General features: G+C 47.2%; 15 protein-coding genes and 1 pseudogene. 9 read left to right on the forward strand and 7 right to left on the reverse strand.

All coding sequences use genetic code 11. The features are described 5' to 3' along the window. Positions 1-34 precede the first annotated feature (34 nt). Together AC50YG_RS00095 and AC50YG_RS00100 are read left to right on the forward strand one after the other, a co-directional pair. Entirely contained in the window at positions 35-1090 is a 1056-nt protein-coding gene (locus AC50YG_RS00095) for an LLM class oxidoreductase (RefSeq protein WP_494823896.1), read from the forward strand. A gap of 3 nt (positions 1091-1093) precedes the next feature. Then, positions 1094-1654, forward strand: coding sequence for a methylated-DNA--[protein]-cysteine S-methyltransferase (locus AC50YG_RS00100; RefSeq protein ID WP_494823898.1), 561 nt, complete (start codon positions 1094-1096; stop codon positions 1652-1654). A gap of 254 nt (positions 1655-1908) precedes the next feature. Here AC50YG_RS00100 and AC50YG_RS00105 read toward each other — a convergent pair whose 3' ends face one another. After that, positions 1909-3045 (reverse strand): glycoside hydrolase family 88/105 protein, encoded by a 1137-nt coding sequence (locus tag AC50YG_RS00105; protein WP_494823900.1) that lies wholly within the window; start codon positions 3043-3045, stop codon positions 1909-1911. 151 nt (positions 3046-3196) lie between these two features. Here AC50YG_RS00105 and AC50YG_RS00110 point away from each other — a divergent pair, with 151 nt between their 5' ends. The 4 genes from AC50YG_RS00110 to AC50YG_RS00125 all read left to right on the forward strand — a co-directional run bounded on the left by AC50YG_RS00110 (position 3197) and on the right by AC50YG_RS00125 (position 6054). Further along, positions 3197-4033 carry an AraC family transcriptional regulator gene (locus AC50YG_RS00110; protein ID WP_494823902.1) on the forward strand — a complete coding sequence of 279 codons (837 nt, stop codon included), beginning with the start codon at positions 3197-3199 and terminating at the stop codon, positions 4031-4033. Between the two features lie 136 nt (positions 4034-4169). Next, on the forward strand, positions 4170-4733 hold the full coding sequence (locus AC50YG_RS00115) for an NAD(P)H-dependent oxidoreductase (protein ID WP_494823904.1): 564 nt from the start codon (positions 4170-4172) through the stop codon (positions 4731-4733). Between the two features lie 188 nt (positions 4734-4921). Further along, entirely contained in the window at positions 4922-5518 is a 597-nt protein-coding gene (locus AC50YG_RS00120; RefSeq protein WP_494823906.1) for a TetR/AcrR family transcriptional regulator, read from the forward strand. An 86-nt stretch (positions 5519-5604) separates the two neighbouring features. Further along, positions 5605-6054, forward strand: coding sequence for a DoxX family protein (locus AC50YG_RS00125; protein ID WP_494823908.1), 450 nt, complete (start codon positions 5605-5607; stop codon positions 6052-6054). 134 nt (positions 6055-6188) lie between these two features. On the opposite strand, the gene AC50YG_RS00130 is transcribed toward AC50YG_RS00125, so the two are convergent. Together AC50YG_RS00130 and AC50YG_RS00135 are read right to left on the reverse strand one after the other, a co-directional pair. Then, on the reverse strand, positions 6189-6671 hold the full coding sequence (locus AC50YG_RS00130; protein ID WP_494825239.1) for a hypothetical protein: 483 nt from the start codon (positions 6669-6671) through the stop codon (positions 6189-6191). Beyond that, positions 6669-7616: pseudogene (locus AC50YG_RS00135) on the reverse strand (endo-1,4-beta-xylanase); the annotation flags it as partial. The pseudogene AC50YG_RS00135 and the gene AC50YG_RS00130, both read right to left, overlap by 3 nt. A 287-nt stretch (positions 7617-7903) precedes the next feature. Here AC50YG_RS00135 and AC50YG_RS00140 point away from each other — a divergent pair. Beyond that, positions 7904-9859: an ABC transporter substrate-binding protein gene (locus AC50YG_RS00140; protein ID WP_494823909.1), complete on the forward strand. Its 1956-nt coding sequence runs from the start codon at positions 7904-7906 to the stop codon at positions 9857-9859. Further along, complete coding sequence (locus AC50YG_RS00145) at positions 9846-10637, forward strand: IucA/IucC family C-terminal-domain containing protein (RefSeq protein WP_494823911.1); 792 nt, start codon at positions 9846-9848, stop codon at positions 10635-10637. Before AC50YG_RS00140 ends, AC50YG_RS00145 begins: the two co-directional genes overlap by 14 nt. Before the next feature lie 165 nt (positions 10638-10802). Here AC50YG_RS00145 and AC50YG_RS00150 read toward each other — a convergent pair whose 3' ends face one another. Together AC50YG_RS00150 and AC50YG_RS00155 are read right to left on the reverse strand one after the other, a co-directional pair. Further along, positions 10803-11510 (reverse strand): hypothetical protein, encoded by a 708-nt coding sequence (locus AC50YG_RS00150; RefSeq protein ID WP_494823913.1) that lies wholly within the window; start codon positions 11508-11510, stop codon positions 10803-10805. Positions 11511-11797: 287 nt separating this feature from the next. Further along, positions 11798-12712, reverse strand: a complete 915-nt coding sequence (locus tag AC50YG_RS00155) for an arginase family protein (protein WP_494823915.1) — start codon at positions 12710-12712, stop codon at positions 11798-11800. Between the two features lie 105 nt (positions 12713-12817). On the opposite strand from AC50YG_RS00155, the gene AC50YG_RS00160 reads away from it, so the two are divergent. After that, positions 12818-13159, forward strand: a complete 342-nt coding sequence (locus tag AC50YG_RS00160; RefSeq protein ID WP_494823917.1) for a winged helix-turn-helix transcriptional regulator — start codon at positions 12818-12820, stop codon at positions 13157-13159. A gap of 446 nt (positions 13160-13605) precedes the next feature. Here the strand turns inward: AC50YG_RS00160 and AC50YG_RS00165 are convergent, their stop codons facing one another. Together AC50YG_RS00165 and AC50YG_RS00170 are read right to left on the reverse strand one after the other, a co-directional pair. After that, complete coding sequence (locus AC50YG_RS00165; protein WP_494823919.1) at positions 13606-15009, reverse strand: HAMP domain-containing sensor histidine kinase; 1404 nt, start codon at positions 15007-15009, stop codon at positions 13606-13608. After that, complete coding sequence (locus AC50YG_RS00170; protein WP_473757652.1) at positions 14993-15679, reverse strand: response regulator transcription factor; 687 nt, start codon at positions 15677-15679, stop codon at positions 14993-14995. Before AC50YG_RS00170 ends, AC50YG_RS00165 begins: the two co-directional genes overlap by 17 nt. Positions 15680-15859 lie beyond the last annotated feature (180 nt).

The raw sequence follows: 15859 nt of genomic DNA on the forward strand, positions 1-15859 counted from the left end.
GACAGGAACACTATCGCTTTAGGAGGAGAAGGAATTGAATAAACAAATAGACTCCAATGAAAAAATAGATACAGGCCACCAGTCAGCCTTGGCGATGAAGGCCTTTAATGACCACCCGGGTTTCCGCCGGATGTTTGTCCCAGACAAATTGACAATCGGATTATTTTTGCCGCTTAAATTTTATACAGGTCAGATGGATGTTTTACAGGGCCAAGCTGATCTAGTTGAAAAGATGGATCAAAGCAATTTTGCTGCCGTCTGGGTACGGGATGTCCCGCTATTTGACCCCGGATTCCGGGATGCAGGGCAAGTATTCGATCCATTCGTTTATCTGGCCTATCTTGCTGCAAGGACAAAAAACATATCCTTAGTAACAGGAAGCGCGGTCTTCACGCTTCGCCATCCCATTGATTTGGCCAAGGCGGCTGCATCCATAGATGTGCTTTCTGGCGGGCGGCTTGTGTTAGGGATTGCTTCCGGAGACCGTGCCGCTGAGTTTCCAGCTTATGGACTAGATGCGGATCATCGAGATGGACGTTTCCGGGAGACGGTACAGTTTTTTCGGGAGCTGATTCATCAGAGAAGTCCCGAAATCCAATCTTCGCTTGGTAGAATGGAGGGGCTTGAATTGCTCCCTAAGCCTATCGCTGGCGGTATTCCACTTATCGTGACGGGTTCAAGCAGGCAGTCTCTTGATTGGATTGCGGAGCACAGCGACGGCTGGCTCACTTATCCCGAAGCGACGGCAAATGAGGCAGGTCCCCGAATGCTTGGCCGTAAGATCAAGGCTTGGCGGGAAAAAATCCCCGGCGGGGTATTCAAGCCGCATATGACCAACGAATGGATTGATCTTGTGGAAGATGTTGATTATCCTCGAACGCCGCTTCGCGGCGGATACATATTGCGTACAGGGCGTGCAGGCCTGATTCAGCTGTTGGAGGAATGGCAGGCAGTTGGGGTCAATCATGCTGCGCTCGGCATCCAATTTTCGAGCCGGCCACCTGCCGAAGTCATTCAGGAGCTGGCAGAGGAAGTATTGCCGCTTTTCCCTACGCATGCTGGGCCGAAGCCGCTGTTTACTGGGTGGTAGAGGATGAAGGGGGCTCAAACGGAAATTTACTGGACAACCTTTACCCATTCCCTGTTTAGTGGCATACCGCTGCAGGTAGCGGCGACCGAGCGAGGGTTATGTCTAATCGCGTTGCCGGATGACACCCATATGAACCTGAAGCTATGGGTCGGCAAGAAGTTTCCTAATGCGAAGCTGATAGAACATCAGAGCAGGCTTTCTCCATATCTGGAGCAGCTGCAGTCCTATTGTGAGGGGGAAAGCACGTCATTCGAGATCCCTCTTGATTTACAGGGGACTAATTTTCAGATTTCTGTTTGGACAGCACTGATGAAAATTCCATATGGGCAAAGCCGCAGTTATTTTGATATTGCGAAGATGATAAATAATCCCCAGGCCACACGCGCAGTGGGAAGCGCCAACGGGGCCAATCCGATTCCTATTGTCATTCCATGTCACCGTGTTATCGGGAAGAACGGCACATTGACGGGGTACAGTGGAGGCTTGCAGGCGAAAGAAAAGCTGCTTCGATTAGAAGGTTATTTTGATTACACGGTTTCGGGCCATGCTCGTTTTGACTTTTGAACGGATCTTCATCGTCCATTTCCTGAAAATCGATATCCAATGCCTCGCACGGTATGAATATGGCGCGGAGCATCGGACATGTCTTCGAGGATGGAGTTGTGCTCCCAGGCAATGCATCCTCAACTGCCTCTACAAAGGCCATCTATATTATGAATGACGTACGCTGTTTCTTACGGATAGCTCTTAATAACGAGCAGTGGAGCGTGTCGCCAGCAAAAAGCTGAAGCCCATAAAGAGGCTCCAGCTTTTTTGTATTATTTACCTATCTTTTCCGCCAAGCTCATTTCCACGCACATGAGAATAAAAGCGCCTGCGCCATGCAGATCATTTTCGCTGGTAGGACGGGCGATATAGTGGGCGTAATCACCTATTCCTGTGCCGATACAGATTTGGCCAATGATGACGTTGCCATTCTCATCAAGCTTCAGCGTATCAATAACGCCCTGATAGCCCTTCCAAGCATATTGCAAATACTTGGCATCCAGATAACCGAATCTTACCGCTTTGGCAATGGCATGAACGAACAGGGCGGTACAGGAATTTTCCAGCCAATTATCCGGCTGCTCTGGCTTGTCGACAACCTGATACCATAAACCGGTCGCAGCATCTTGGAAGTTAGTCAGTGAAAGGAGCAGGTCCTGTAGAATACGGACTAGCGCTGCTTTATCCTTATGATCCTCAGGCAGGTATTCGAACATTTCCAGCAAGGCGACAGGGTACCAGCCGATCGCTCTTCCCCAGAATTCTGGAGCAAGTCCCGTATCCGGATCAGCCCAAGCGGCTTCCTTCGTTTCATCCCACCCGTGGTACAATAAGCCGGTTTTCGGGTCCTTGGTGTGTTTTGCCATCATAAGCGCTTGGAAGGTCATCAAGTCAAAATAGTCGCTTTCCCCAAACGTCTTGCCGAACTGGACGGCAATAGGGCCCGCCATGTATAAGCCGTCCAGCCACATTTGATTCGGGTAATGCTCCTTATGCCAGAACCCGCCCGAAGGATTCGTTTTCCATGACTTTAACAGCGGAACTAGAGTATGCAGCGCTTTTTTATACCGTTCGTCGCCCGTTTGCTCATACAATCTAAATAGAAGAACACCAGGCTGTATATCATCCAGTTCATCCGGATTGTATTTCTTGATGCTTCCGTCCTCGAGAATTTGGCTGTCTACCCAGCGTTTAATATAATCATTGTATTTGTCCTTCTTCGTTTCCTGCCAGCATTTCTCCATACCTGACAGAAATACGCCCTGATGATAGTGAAACCGGTCTGGCGGAAGCAATTCCGGCTCAAATTTATCCATTAACGCCTCGCAGGCCTTCTCGGCCCATTGGATGGGGGAAAGGGTGTCTTGCACTCGATTTTCAGACGTAGTATTAGCATTCGAAGCATTCATTGCATTCATTCCTCCTTCTTGTATTAAGTTTAGTTTAGCAGAGGATCATGTACATTTTTTGCGAAAATACCTTTATTCTTCTTATATCTTGCAGAAAATAAGCTGAGGCGTATAATAAAATGACATAACAGATGAGGGGCGGAGCCTAAAGATGGGAGATTTTCAATATGAAAATAAGGACGGGACTTTATTGGTTTCCCACCGGAAGGCACTAAGCCACAATATGCCAGCCAGCCATTTTCACAGCACCTATGAAATTTTTTATTTAATGTCGGGAAAACGGGAGTTTTTTATTAAGGACAGGACCATGGTGATCAATGAAGGGGATGTGATTATCATCTCTCCCAATATTTTGCACCGGACGACCAATACGGAAACGCCTCAGCATGAGCGGCTTATTATTAATATTCATGAGAGCAACATGGCCTCGGCTAATGGCTCCTATATAGACGCGCTGCAGCCGCTGTTTGAGCAGGAGTACATCATTATTAAATGCTCCTTGCAGGACAGGCTATCCATCGAGGCGCTATCCAAGCGGATCATCGAGGAGATTCAGCATAAAAAAGCAGGCTTCGAGATGTATGCGCAAACTTTGGTTTTGCAGCTGCTTCTGGTTTGCTGCCGGCATATTAGACAAAACAGCATCGAGCCCCTAGAATCGCCAAGTCCGATGCATGAAAGAATTTCGGAGGTTGTCCGCTATATCAACAGTCATTATATGCAGGAGCTGTCGCTTCATCCGCTAGCAGAGAGATTTTATGTCAGCCCCTATTATTTAAGCCGTTTTTTTAAAGAGGCAACAGGCTTTACGTTCGTGGAGTATTTGAACAGCGTCAGGATCAAGGAGGCGAAAAAGCTTTTGGAGCAATCGTCGATGAAGGTCAATCTGATTGCGAGGAAGGTAGGCTTCGGCAGTGTGACGCATTTCGGCAGAGTGTTCAAGTCAACGACGGGACACAAACCATTATTTTATAGAAAGGGAAAGTGAGCGATCGTTTCGGCGGGTTTATAATGGATGTGACACTAACCCACAGGAAAGTAGCTATACTTAAAGTGCGTACTTATATAATGACAGCGTGCGCTTTATACTCAAGAGGCCAATCACACTTTAGGAGGAGCCTTCATTGAAAACACTCATTATTGTCACACATCCCAGCTTAGAAACATCGGTCATCAATAAGCGATGGATAGAGGAGCTTGCGAAATATCCGGAAAAATATACGATACACGAATTGCATAAAGCTTACCCAGATGGAAACATCGACGTGGAGAAAGAACAGCAATTGGTTGAAGCACATGGAAATCTGATTTTGCAGTTTCCTATTTATTGGTTTAATTGTCCCCCTCTCCTTAAAAAATGGTTGGATGAGGTTTTAGCCTATGGATGGGCCTTCGGTTCCAAAGGTGGGGACAAATTGAAAAATCGCAAAGTGGCGTTAGCTGTATCCGCTGGAGCAACAGAAGAGAATTATCGGGAAGAGGGAACATATCGCTACACACTTGCCCAATTATTAGCTCCTTTTGAAATTTCCTTCCTTTATTGCAGTGCTGATTATCGCTCCTATTTTGCTTTTTATGGTACAGAAGCGGAGCCGGGTGAAAATGAACCCGGTGCAGCCGTCTCAACGTCTGCAAGCAAGCTAGAAGCAAACGCATTGGCTTATTTAAATTTTGTTGACAGCCTGTGACCTTTCCGCTGCAGCAGCTGCGCTTGAAATCTGCTTAGGAATCCTTCATCCAACAAACAAGCTGGAGCCCGTAAAGAGGCTCTAGCTAACCGCCTGCCTGACTCATTTTTCTCTATTTACAAACCGATGGTCGGTTTGTATAATCAGAATATATACATAAATCGCTACATTTAAACGGGAGGCAAACGATGAAGAATGAAGAACGCCGGAAGCAGACCATCCGGCAATTGCTGGATGCAACGAAGGAACTGCTGCAGGACAAAAGCTGTCATGCGATTACTTTGAAGGATATTATGGAGCAATCGCAATTATCCAAAGGCGCTATTTTTCATTACGTGAACAGCAGGGATGAGATTTTTGCCTGGGTGCTGCAGGATCGACTCGAAAGCATCAATGAACATTTTAACGCCGAAGTTGCCAAAACCACGGGTAAATCGTTCGAAAGACCGATGCATATTATTTCCAAAAACCTTGCAGGGTTGGAAGACAGTGATGAAGTGACGAACAAAGTACTTCTATATTTGCTGGGCAGGGAGGATGAACCCGCTATTGCGGAAGTGCTCCAGCATTTTTATGAGCGATCGGTGTTTTTATCTAAGCAATGGATTGTAGCGGGTCAGGAGCATGGGGTGATTGAGGAGACGGTGAATCCAGATATAACGGCTGAATTGTTCGTTCTGCTGTCGTTAGGGCTGCGTGTCCGGGCGTCCTTCCCCTTATCATCAGCCTCACTTGCTGTGAAAGAGCTAACGGACTTCATGGCCGGCATCCTCAAGAAACAGTAGTTCCTCGATAAAAACAAGGTATCACTATCGATTATTTTTTATATTATGCTTGCAAAAAAACTTCTAAATGATACGGAGGAATCATCATGGCACCATTTATAGCCCTTGTCGCATCTTTTTTGTTATTCAGGATCATAGGTTTGCTGGGCTTATCCTATTTCGATGATTGGCATACAGCCTTGCAGGCAGCGGTAGCCATTATGTTTTTGCTGACCGCTTCCGCTCATTGGGGTAAACGCAGAAAGGATCTCATACGTATGGTTCCGCCTGCTTTTCCAAAAAAAGAATGGATCGTGACTGTAACCGGATGCCTGGAAATTGCCGGAGCAATCGGTATATGCCTGCCTGCATTTTCACTTGCTGCTGCTATAGGCTTGACGTTGATGCTCGTCGCCATGTTCCCGGCCAATATCTATGCGGCACGCGAAAAAATGACGATTGGCGGCAGGCCTGTACCAAAGCTTCCTTTCCGTGCCTTGCTGCAGCTTATCTTTATTGCAGCGATTGTGCTAGCCTCCCCGTTGTTCGGGCAGTGAGCTTGACCAAGAGACAGAATAGTGATCAAGCGCTGTGATATCTAGTACAGGGCTGACTAAGCCTACAAGCCATTTATATGATAACTTATAGGCATAGGCTGCCTTTCATTTACTGTCCGCTAACCCCTATTGATTTAATTCCCAAGTACTACATTGTCCACATAAACAGCAGTGGTTCCGGAAGCGTTGCTGGCACCGATGAATTGAATGCCATATTCCTTAATATCGGCCAAATTTACACCTGCCAAATCCAGTGTCAAATTTGCCTGGCCACCCGCACTAATAGTCACCCAGCCGCTATCCTTCCAAGCGTAGCTGCTGCCATGCTTGACAAATAGCTTTACACCTAACCCAGAGCCGTAGCTGCCCCAGCTCGCGCCTTTGACTGTAGCCCTAAGCTTCGTATATCCTGTGAAATTGGTATTGCCGCTTTTAAATAAATAATGCGCGCCGCCACCGGACATGGTAATATCGCCTTGCAGCGAACGAGAGCCCTGCGAGCTCCACGCGGTAGTAGACCAAGGGCCTCCAGCTAATGAAGTACTGCTCCATCCCTCTGTTCCGGCTTCAAATGTAGCGAGTACGCTGCCTCCGCCATTGCCACCATTGCCGCTCAAATATTGCCGCAGCCATTGCAGGGCGGGACGCTCAACGCCAGAGCTTGTAATAAGATGACTTCCAGTTACCCAAGTCTGGTTCTGGATATATCCCCATAGCGTAATGCCTTTGACCGCTGGATGCTCCCACAATACCGGGAACTTCTGCTGATATCTGGCCAGCTGCGTGGCGTCATCACCTGTCATGTCAAGCTCTGACACATAAATCGGCAATCCGGTTGCTGCCAATGTATTCAGAACTGAGTTCATTGTGCTTACGGACACCGTGTCCATATTAAAGTAGTGGGATTGAATTCCGATTCCGTCGATTAACCCTCTGTTTTTGAGAAGATTAATAATTTGAACGTATGTTGCGGCTTTGCTAGGATCACCAATGATGCCATATTCATTTAGCAGCAGCTTCGCATTTGGAAAAGCAAGACGTGCTTGCTCGAACGACCAGATTACCCAATCCCATCCGGTTGCGCCATCTCCTCCAATGGCATTGCGGAAGGATGGTTTGGCATGCAAGGGCTCATTGACCACATCTACATACTCCGCATTTGGATAACGCTGGGCAGCCGCCTGAATCCATTGAATAACCTCTGCCCGCTGATCAGCTGCGGAAAGCCCTCCTATCCATCCAGGTTCCTGGCTGCCCCAGACTAGCGTATGGAACTTGAAGGGGAAGCCGTTATTTTTCGCGTAATTATAGGCGGTATCTGCCGCGCCCCAGTTCATGCTGTTTCTTGTTGATTCCACGGCTCCCCACTTGGTCGAGTTTTCTGGCGTCACTTGGTTCCAGTAGGTGCCAAAATTTGATGGAGTACTGCCCGCAATAATATTTCCCAAAAATTTGTTACCCGAGGCTAGTCCAGCCGAAGCTTGATTGCTCCAGGCAGATGGTATTAATGATACGACAAATGCAAACACGGTACACCAAATAATGAGTTTTGACCTTAGCATAACTGATAGCTCCTTCACAATGAATGATTTCAGTATCGTCTCATCTCTCTATCATCCTCTCGGGGTTCCACAGCCTCCTTCTTCTTTGGGATATAAAGCGCTTACAATTTTATTATATCAGCAAATGGATTAAAAAACAAAAAATAGTAAATTTTAGATGGATAGGAATTTCACAGCTCTGGCTTGCGCTCTGGAAAATTTTTTTGATAATGAGAATGATTCTTACTATAATGAAAGAGTTGGAAGCGATAAAAAGATGCGGTAAACAGACATGGAAGGTGAACATAATGAAGTTGCAGGAACAATTGCCCTTATGGAATCATGCGGCTATACGGGTGCTTGATGTTCGTCGGTCTATGCTGCGATTGGGTGACGGGGTGCACGGCTTCCGTTTGCCGGCGAGCGCCTTCTTGGTAGCTGTTGCTGGAGAGGCGAGAGTCCTCATTGACGGCACCGAGCATATCGTCGACCGTTGTTATGTATGCCACGCTGGAAAAGGAGCAACGATTGACATTAAACAAGTTGCTGAGCCATTCGATTATTATATGATTTTTTATAAAGCCGTTCTCGCTGTGCCCAGCCGCAAGGAGCTGCTGAATGTGTATAGGGACAACAATCCCTTCCAAATGCAATATGGCTTCGCTCCTAACTATCCCCTCGGTGTTCTTGCGAAAATAGAGCAAATGCACACCTATTGGCTGCTGGATGCCCCATTGGAAAAATTCCATGTGAGAGCTATTTTTCACCAATTGGTGTACGACCTTCTGCTGCAGCTCCATGCGCATGAGGGAACGCCAATGGCTCAGCCGAACTATGTAAGCCAGACGATTCGGTTTATGGAGGAGCGTTATGCCGAGCCCATCAGCCTCCAGGATATAGCAAGTACCCTTCATTGCAGCGAAAGGCAGCTGCAGCGATTATTTAAGGCGAAGCTGAGTATTGGACCGCTGGAATATTTAATCCGAATTCGTATGGATCATGCGCAAGCGATGTTATTGAATACGAATTTACCGCTAAAGGTAATCGCGGAATCGGTAGGCTATGGGGATAGTTATTATTTTAGCCGAGCTTTTAAGAAGCATTGCGGCGTTTCCCCGCTTTATTTTAGGCAAAACCGTCGCATAAGTTCATCCTATGTGTCGGGATATTCCATTGGCTCTCGTTCTAATCTCTCCTATAATAATGAAGGTGATAATCATTATCAACATATTAGCGGGGGAGTTTTAGGAATGAATAGGAGCAAGGGGTCTATTTTAGCGGTCAGTTTGATGTTGAGTTTAATCTTGTTATTGAGTGCATGTGCAACTGCGCCCGGCAATAGTTCAGGGAACAATACAGGGGGAGCAAGCCCAACGAGCACCGTTTCATCCAATACAAACGCTGCGCAAACGGCACAACAAGCTTATCCGGTCGTTATTAAACATGCTAAGGGTGAAATAACGCTGGAGCAGCATCCTACGAAAATTGCGGTGCTTGATACTAAGTTTGTGGATCAGCTGGTGACGTTAAGCGAGCAGCCTGCGGGCAGTGTGAAAGCTGCGGCAGATAAAACCGATTTTCCGGAGTATTTATCCGAGAAGCTGACGGATGTTAAATTGCTCGGTACGAGGGATGAGCCGAATTTGGAAGCTATTGCTGCCATGGAACCGGATTTAATCATTTGTACAGAGTTTCAGGAAAAAGTATATGATAGCTTGTCTAAAATTGCGCCTACCATCATGCTCGATTTTGATGAAAATTGGCGCGATACATTAACGACCTTCGGCAAAATTACAGGGAAATCAGAAGAAGCGAGTGCTGTTCTGGAAGCATATAACGAGAAAACAGCTAAGCTGAAGGAAGAGCTTAAGGCCAAGCTGGGAGACCAAACCGTTGCGCTTATTCGCCCACGTGATGAAGGCATTCGCATTCATACGCCAAGCCACCGCACAGGAGACATTCTATATAACGATCTAGGCTTGTCCGCTCCACAGCAGGTGCTGGATGAGAAGGATACGGCTTATCAAATTTCGTTTGAGGCTTTTCCAGAAGTAGGGGCAGACCATTATTTCCTCGTGCATGACGACATGTTCAAGGAGGTCGTTGAGGAGTTTCAGCAGACTGAAACTTGGAAAAGTGTTGCAGCCGTGAAAAACAATCAAGTTTATGAAGTAGATTCGAACATCTGGATTGCTTATTATGGGCCGATTGCGATTAATATGATTGTGGATAGAACGGCAGAAATTTTCCTTGGAACGCGATAACATGCCGATCAATCTTTCACCAGCACAGTGGAAAGAGCTTGAAGTGAGGTTCAAGTTTACGCCTGAAAAAAAGGATCTGCCTGCTGCTCTCTCCATTGTAGCCCAAGATTTGCTAGACCTAGAGAAATGCGAGTCTTATCTGGATCAATTAGCAAATGAAATAGGGGCGCCATCAAGAAGGGTAGCAGCGTCCATGCTCGCAAAGCGATATGCTTTTTTATTCGTTGCACCTATCTTGTATGCGATGACCGTGTACAACAAGGGCTTACCGTTAACGGTAAATAACTGCCGACTGGCTTCGCCTGATGAAAGCGAAAGTAAGGTGAGCGGCTCCAAGTTTCCTAATTTAAGCGTTGATGGACTGGAGGTTACCGAGCCGGAGGCGGGAAAACGGCTGGAATGGCGGGAGCAAATGCTGCGTCAGCTATTTGCGGAGCATCTTTCGCCCTTATTTCGTTCATTATCCGCAGCTGGCAAAGTTCCGCTGGCGATTTTGTGGGAAAATGCCTTTGTCCGCATAGCTCCGCTGTATGAGGATGGTTTGGAGGAGGCAGAGGGCGATCCATCTGTTATACAGCGTCTTCATGACGATTTCAAGTTTATGACAGAGACTGCATCAGCGGACTTGTTTGGAGAACGCCGCAACCCGCTTGCGAGGTTTATAAAACCCAGTCACGCTAGCATTGCCGGGGAAATGATCGCTTCCATTCGGCAAACCTGCTGCTTTTATTACGAAATGTCCTCCGAATATTGCAGAGCTTGTCCGAAGCCTCTCTAGCTGTCATTGACAAAAGGGAGGGAGACACGCCCTAGACGATTGTAAATTCAATCGTTTAAGAGACCCGCATGTAAGCTATGGATACGATAATACGTTTCAGCAGAAAAGCAGCTATCGGTATGATGCCGATAGCTGCTTTTCCTTTTTTTAATTTAACTTCCTTTTTTAATTCAACTTAATCGCAGTAAGACTGCCATTTGTTTTAAAATCCGTTGTATAGGAAACGGTAGCTGTGGCGGAGTAGGTGCCAGTGGGTCCTGTGATGGATATCGTGGGAGCGGAGGAATAACCTGCACCTGCATTTATGATTTTAATTCCGGTCACTTTGCCGTTCGCTAATACGGTTGTAGCGGTCGCCGCCGTATGCGTCCATAACTCACCCTTGCTGCCATTGTAACGATAGTAGTTTGAAACCTCATCGAGACGGTCGTTGGTAATGCCATAGGGAGCAAGCACCTTCAGCAGAGCTGCTTTATTAGATTGTGCCTGCTCAGAGGTAGGTCCATCGCTTCCGGCGCCTGCTGGTGTTACACCGCTGAAGGCTTCCCTGAATACTTCGGCAGATACGTCAAGCGCGGCTGCAATGAGTACGACGGGTCTGCCATGATCCACGGAATCAGTGTCAAAACCGCCTGTGATCGAGAGTGTATAACCGTTCTGATCGGTTACGCTGGTGCTAGCTCCTGATCGAGGCCCCGCATGTGCAGCTGGCTTAGAATTTGCAGAAACCGGAGAGGAGGGGGGATTTTTGTCCGGTTTTTTTTGCTTATGGACTTGGGGTTGGACTGTTTCGTTGGCAGTGGTCAATTGAATGGCACCTGCACTCACCGCAAGCAGAATCAGCAGGGTGACAATCGTTTTTTTGGCTTTCATTGGGGGAAGCTCCTCTCAAATGGGGGGATGTTGTTCTATAGCTAGATTAATATAGCCATGTGTCAGGAAGATGTTGAGGGAGCATGGCGGGGAACTAGGATATGTATGCAAACGTGAACGAGCCAGATCCTGATAGAAGCCAGCGTCACACGTATGCCCTTTCTAGCCAACCAATCATGATTTTTGAATTAGCTTCCACATAAAAATACACCCTCGCAAACATAAAGCGCGAACGTGTATTTTATGATTAAGCAGAACAGTGTTCGATTCTATTTCGGACGATGACTTTACTTATTAAAGATAGGTATTTCGCCGAGCAGCTTCTTCAAGTTAATTGCATCCCATGGCATATGCTCCGTTATGCCTAATCCAACTACCTCTGTTTCTTCTGACAGTTCTTTAATCAGATGAAGTAGCTGAGGCATTTGCATGGTTCCCGCAGGAGAATAAGTATAAGGCGCTTCAGGGTTCGCGAACAATAGGGAACGAAATGCTTTTGGATCGAGCACATCTAAATCAAGATGAATAGCTAGGTGCTTAATTTTGCTTTCTTTAATCCACTTTTTTATAGATTCCGTGCTGCTTGCTAACTCTTCAGTCCCTGCCGTTCTAATTCCTAATCTTTGAATGACTTCGGAATCTGGTTCTGTAGGAGCAATGCCTAGTCTTTGAAATGCTTCTGAAATCACTTCTATTTCTTGTGCTGTAGGAGCTGCAAGTCCCGCAATAAAGACATTTTCAGGCTTTAGAGGGATTTTCACATGTTTTGCAAAATCCGCATCTCCTTCTCCGAGCAGATTTCCGAGCGGTAAGGTATGTCCGTTATCGTAGCCCGTATATCTAACTAAATCACTGTGAGCATCAATCCAAATTAAGCCTAATTCCCCGCCGTAGCGTTCGTTTAAATAGGCAAAGGGGGCTTGCTCGACTAAGCAGTCGCCACCAAACATGATGATGCGGTCTGGCTTATGCGCCTTAATAATATGCTGAGCAGCCTCTAATTGTTCAATCAGCTGCTGTCTCCCATTCATACCGTCCACGTGTTTAAGTGGAGTGCCGTCATAAGCTTGCACTGGCACATGAATAAGAGGTTGATCATTGCCTGGAGCTAACCAAGCAAGCAATTCAGCTCCAAAAGAGTAGTTAGGGTTATCGCCCCCTTGCCATTGTGGCATTAACAGGCGTATTGTTTTATTAGTCATGTTTTGCTCTCCCATACATCAAAGTAAGGCTAGTATAAACTGAACGCAAATTAAAACGTAGTACGCACTTTATTGATAGGTACTACCTGAGAGGATAGTGTAAATATGAGTATGGCTGAATATAAAGGTAAAGTTAAAAATATTCAAGATACGCCTTTTGGTTACACCGTGTCAGTTATTGGTGGTAAATGGAAAATGGTTATTATTTATCTCCTGGCAGAAAATCAGCCGATTCGCTTTAATGATCTGAAAAGACAGATAGGAACGATTACTTATAAAACATTGAGTTCACACCTTAAAGAATTGGAAGCGGATGGTTTGGTGAATCGGAAAGAGTATCCTCAGGTTCCGCCTAAGGTCGAATACAGTCTCACAGATAAAGCGGAAACGCTATTGCCTGTCTTAGAACAGTTATGTGAGTGGGGAGAAAAAAACCAAAATATATAATATATAGGCGTAAAAACGAGGTGTGTCTGTATGCGGGAGTCTGCCTGCTGCGCCTTGCTTAGCGCTTACTCTAGGCCAAGCTCATCGGACGATTCAAGGCTTACGAAACCGCAGCATGCCATGGTGGCTGAAAACATGGTTACAGCGAACACTTTTGCTTAGAAAACGCAGTCGGGGACGCTCAGCTCCTTTTTGAAGGACTGAGGGTCCGCTATTCTGGATTTTAACCCCATTTCTGGTCTTATGCGGACAGGGGAATCGCTATTGCCCACATAATCACCTCAAAATGGCTTTCGCCAGCCCATTAGCGTCTCCTGAGTCCGCAGCCTGTACCAAAACCCATGCTTTTGTTGAAATAGCTGCCGCTGTGTCCGCCAAGTCGATCATTGTGCAGGTTAGACACCTAGACACCTAGATAACTAGACCCGAAACGGCCTCACGAACAATTACGGCTGCTTAGGGAGTAATAGCTGGAACGTCGTTCCCTGCGGTGTGCTGTGCTTCAAATTCAGTTGTCCTCCCATGGCGATGGCAAGCATCCGGCTGTAGGTTAGACCAAGGCCGAGGCCGCCGACAGAAAGCTTATTACGCTCACCGCGAAAGTATCGCTCAAAAATATTTTTCTGCTCCTCATCCGGTATGCCGGGACCGTTATCCTGAACAATCATTTCATAGCTGCCAGCTGATGATTGCGATAGGGATACATGGATGAGGCCGCGGCCTTGCAGCGCTTGTCTGCTATTGTTTAGCAAATTCACAATAATTTGCTGAATGCGGCTGGCGTCCCCGACAGCTAGGAAAGCTCCGCTCGGAATATCGGCTGTTAGCTCGAGCCCCTCTACAGGATCAAGCAATCCCCATTGGTACACAATTTCTCCAACCAGCTTGCCGAGATCAAGCGAGTCCTGCCGAACGCTGATTTTGCCGGAAGCAAAGGCATTGAAATCCAGCAGGTCGGTGACCATATGCTGAAGCCGGCGTGTCTGCTGCAAGGAGATGTCGAGAAATTCCTCAGCCTCCTCCTCCGAAACCACTTGATCGCGAACAGCATGAATAAGGCCATGAATGGAGGAAATCGGTGTTTTCAGCTCATGGGTCACGCCAGCAAGCAGCTCCGTCCGCAGCTCTTCCAAAGTGCCGAGGCGTGCAGCCATCGTCTGGAACGACACCAGCAGATCGTGTATTTCCTTTTCCTTCACATGGTTGGGGACGACGACCTGATAATTGCCAGCCTCCATCTGATTAAGTGCTTCGGCGAGCTGCTTGATCGGCCTTCTTAAATTTCGAGATAGAAAGAAAATGATGAGCCAGCCAAGCAAGCCTGAGCCAAGGAGCAGAGAAGCAATGAGGCGATAGTTCTGATTAACATGGACTAACTCCTTATAGGCGTAGGAAATGACAATCGATCCGATCGCCTCCTCTTTATTTTCGCCCCATATGGGAGTTGTCAGCGTGTATTGATCATTCGATATGGTGACGTTCAACTCGCCCGAAAGTGGAGGCACAGCCGGAGCAACTTCACTGTCTCTGGGACCCTGTTTAAGAAAAATAATGTTCCCGCTATGATCAAATATGCGCAGCGAAAATTGCCCTGGCAGCGAGTAACGGCGCTGGGTGCGGTCGATCCATTCATAGAAATTGCCCGGAATGTACCCGTTCTCATTGCTCACATACTGTGAGGCGACCATTGCAAAGGCTTTAAGATTTTGCTTTCGCTCATGCAGCGTTTCCTGGCGAATCCAGAAAATCGATACCAATCCTATGGCAAGCAGTCCAATGAATAAGGTGAGCACGTAACGAAAGGTCCAGCGGCTGAGCAGCGTTTGGCGGCGATTATTGGGTGTTGGCATAAAGCATATACCCCGTCCCCCGCAAGGTGCGGATTTCTCCTTCTTCTGGCGGCCAATGCAGCAGCAGCTTGCGCAAACGCTTAATGGCCAAATCTACCGCGCGGTCGCTGCCCTCATAATCCATGCCCCATACTTTATCTATTAACTGCTCGCGGTAAAAAATCTGGTTCGGATGCTCGGCGAGGAACATGAGCAGCGACAGATCACGGGGCGTGATCGAAAGGCTGGCGCCATTTAAATAAACCGTATGTGATTTAAAATCAATGCGAATGCTGCCAAAAGTGACTTGTTCCGAGCTGACGAGTGAGCGGGGCGGCCGTCTGAGCACCGCATGGATGCGGGCAACAACCTCTTCTGGCTCAAAAGGCTTTGTCATATAATCGTCCGCCCCTTCATTAAGTCCAAGAATCCGGTCGCTTACATCGCCTCTGGCCGTCAGCATAATGACGGGACAAGCGCTTTTGTAGCGGATATGGTTCAAAATCTCCCAGCCATTCATTCCCGGCAGCATGACATCGAGAATAATGAGCGTGGGCGTTGTCGCATCAAAAGCTTTAATAGCCTCCAAGCCATTTCGATATATGTTGCAATTGAATCCCGCCTTGCGTATATAAGCAGCGAGCACCCTTGAGATGGCGTCTTCGTCTTCGACAATCATAATCGTATTCATAAGCAATCCTCCGATGTGGCGGTCTAACATACAGTCACCTCTGAAAAAAGTATACCGCCTGTGCTAGGGAATGACTATACGCTGCACTTAATGCTGACACATATTTTAAATGGTTATTGAGTCAGGGGGATGTCGGACGAGGGGAAGGGCGAGGGTACGCAGCTGAATGGCTCACATAAA

The sequence above is a fragment of the Paenibacillus sp. J31R34 genome (assembly GCF_059383715.1).

Bases quoted from the DNA above. Each gene is read 5' to 3' on its own strand.
- AC50YG_RS00100 (WP_494823898.1), top strand. From the start codon at position 1,094: ATGAAGGGGGCTCAAACGGAAATTTACTGGACAACCTTTACCCATTCC.
- AC50YG_RS00105 (WP_494823900.1), bottom strand. From the start codon at position 3,045: ATGAATGCTTCGAATGCTAATACTACGTCTGAAAATCGAGTGCAAGAC.
- AC50YG_RS00110 (WP_494823902.1), top strand. From the start codon at position 3,197: ATGGGAGATTTTCAATATGAAAATAAGGACGGGACTTTATTGGTTTCC.
- AC50YG_RS00120 (WP_494823906.1), top strand. From the start codon at position 4,922: ATGAAGAATGAAGAACGCCGGAAGCAGACCATCCGGCAATTGCTGGAT.
- AC50YG_RS00125 (WP_494823908.1), top strand. From the start codon at position 5,605: ATGGCACCATTTATAGCCCTTGTCGCATCTTTTTTGTTATTCAGGATC.
- AC50YG_RS00140 (WP_494823909.1), top strand. From the start codon at position 7,904: ATGAAGTTGCAGGAACAATTGCCCTTATGGAATCATGCGGCTATACGG.
- AC50YG_RS00150 (WP_494823913.1), bottom strand. From the start codon at position 11,510: ATGAAAGCCAAAAAAACGATTGTCACCCTGCTGATTCTGCTTGCGGTG.
- AC50YG_RS00155 (WP_494823915.1), bottom strand. From the start codon at position 12,712: ATGACTAATAAAACAATACGCCTGTTAATGCCACAATGGCAAGGGGGC.
- AC50YG_RS00160 (WP_494823917.1), top strand. From the start codon at position 12,818: ATGAGTATGGCTGAATATAAAGGTAAAGTTAAAAATATTCAAGATACG.
- AC50YG_RS00165 (WP_494823919.1), bottom strand. From the start codon at position 15,009: ATGCCAACACCCAATAATCGCCGCCAAACGCTGCTCAGCCGCTGGACC.
- AC50YG_RS00170 (WP_473757652.1), bottom strand. From the start codon at position 15,679: ATGAATACGATTATGATTGTCGAAGACGAAGACGCCATCTCAAGGGTG.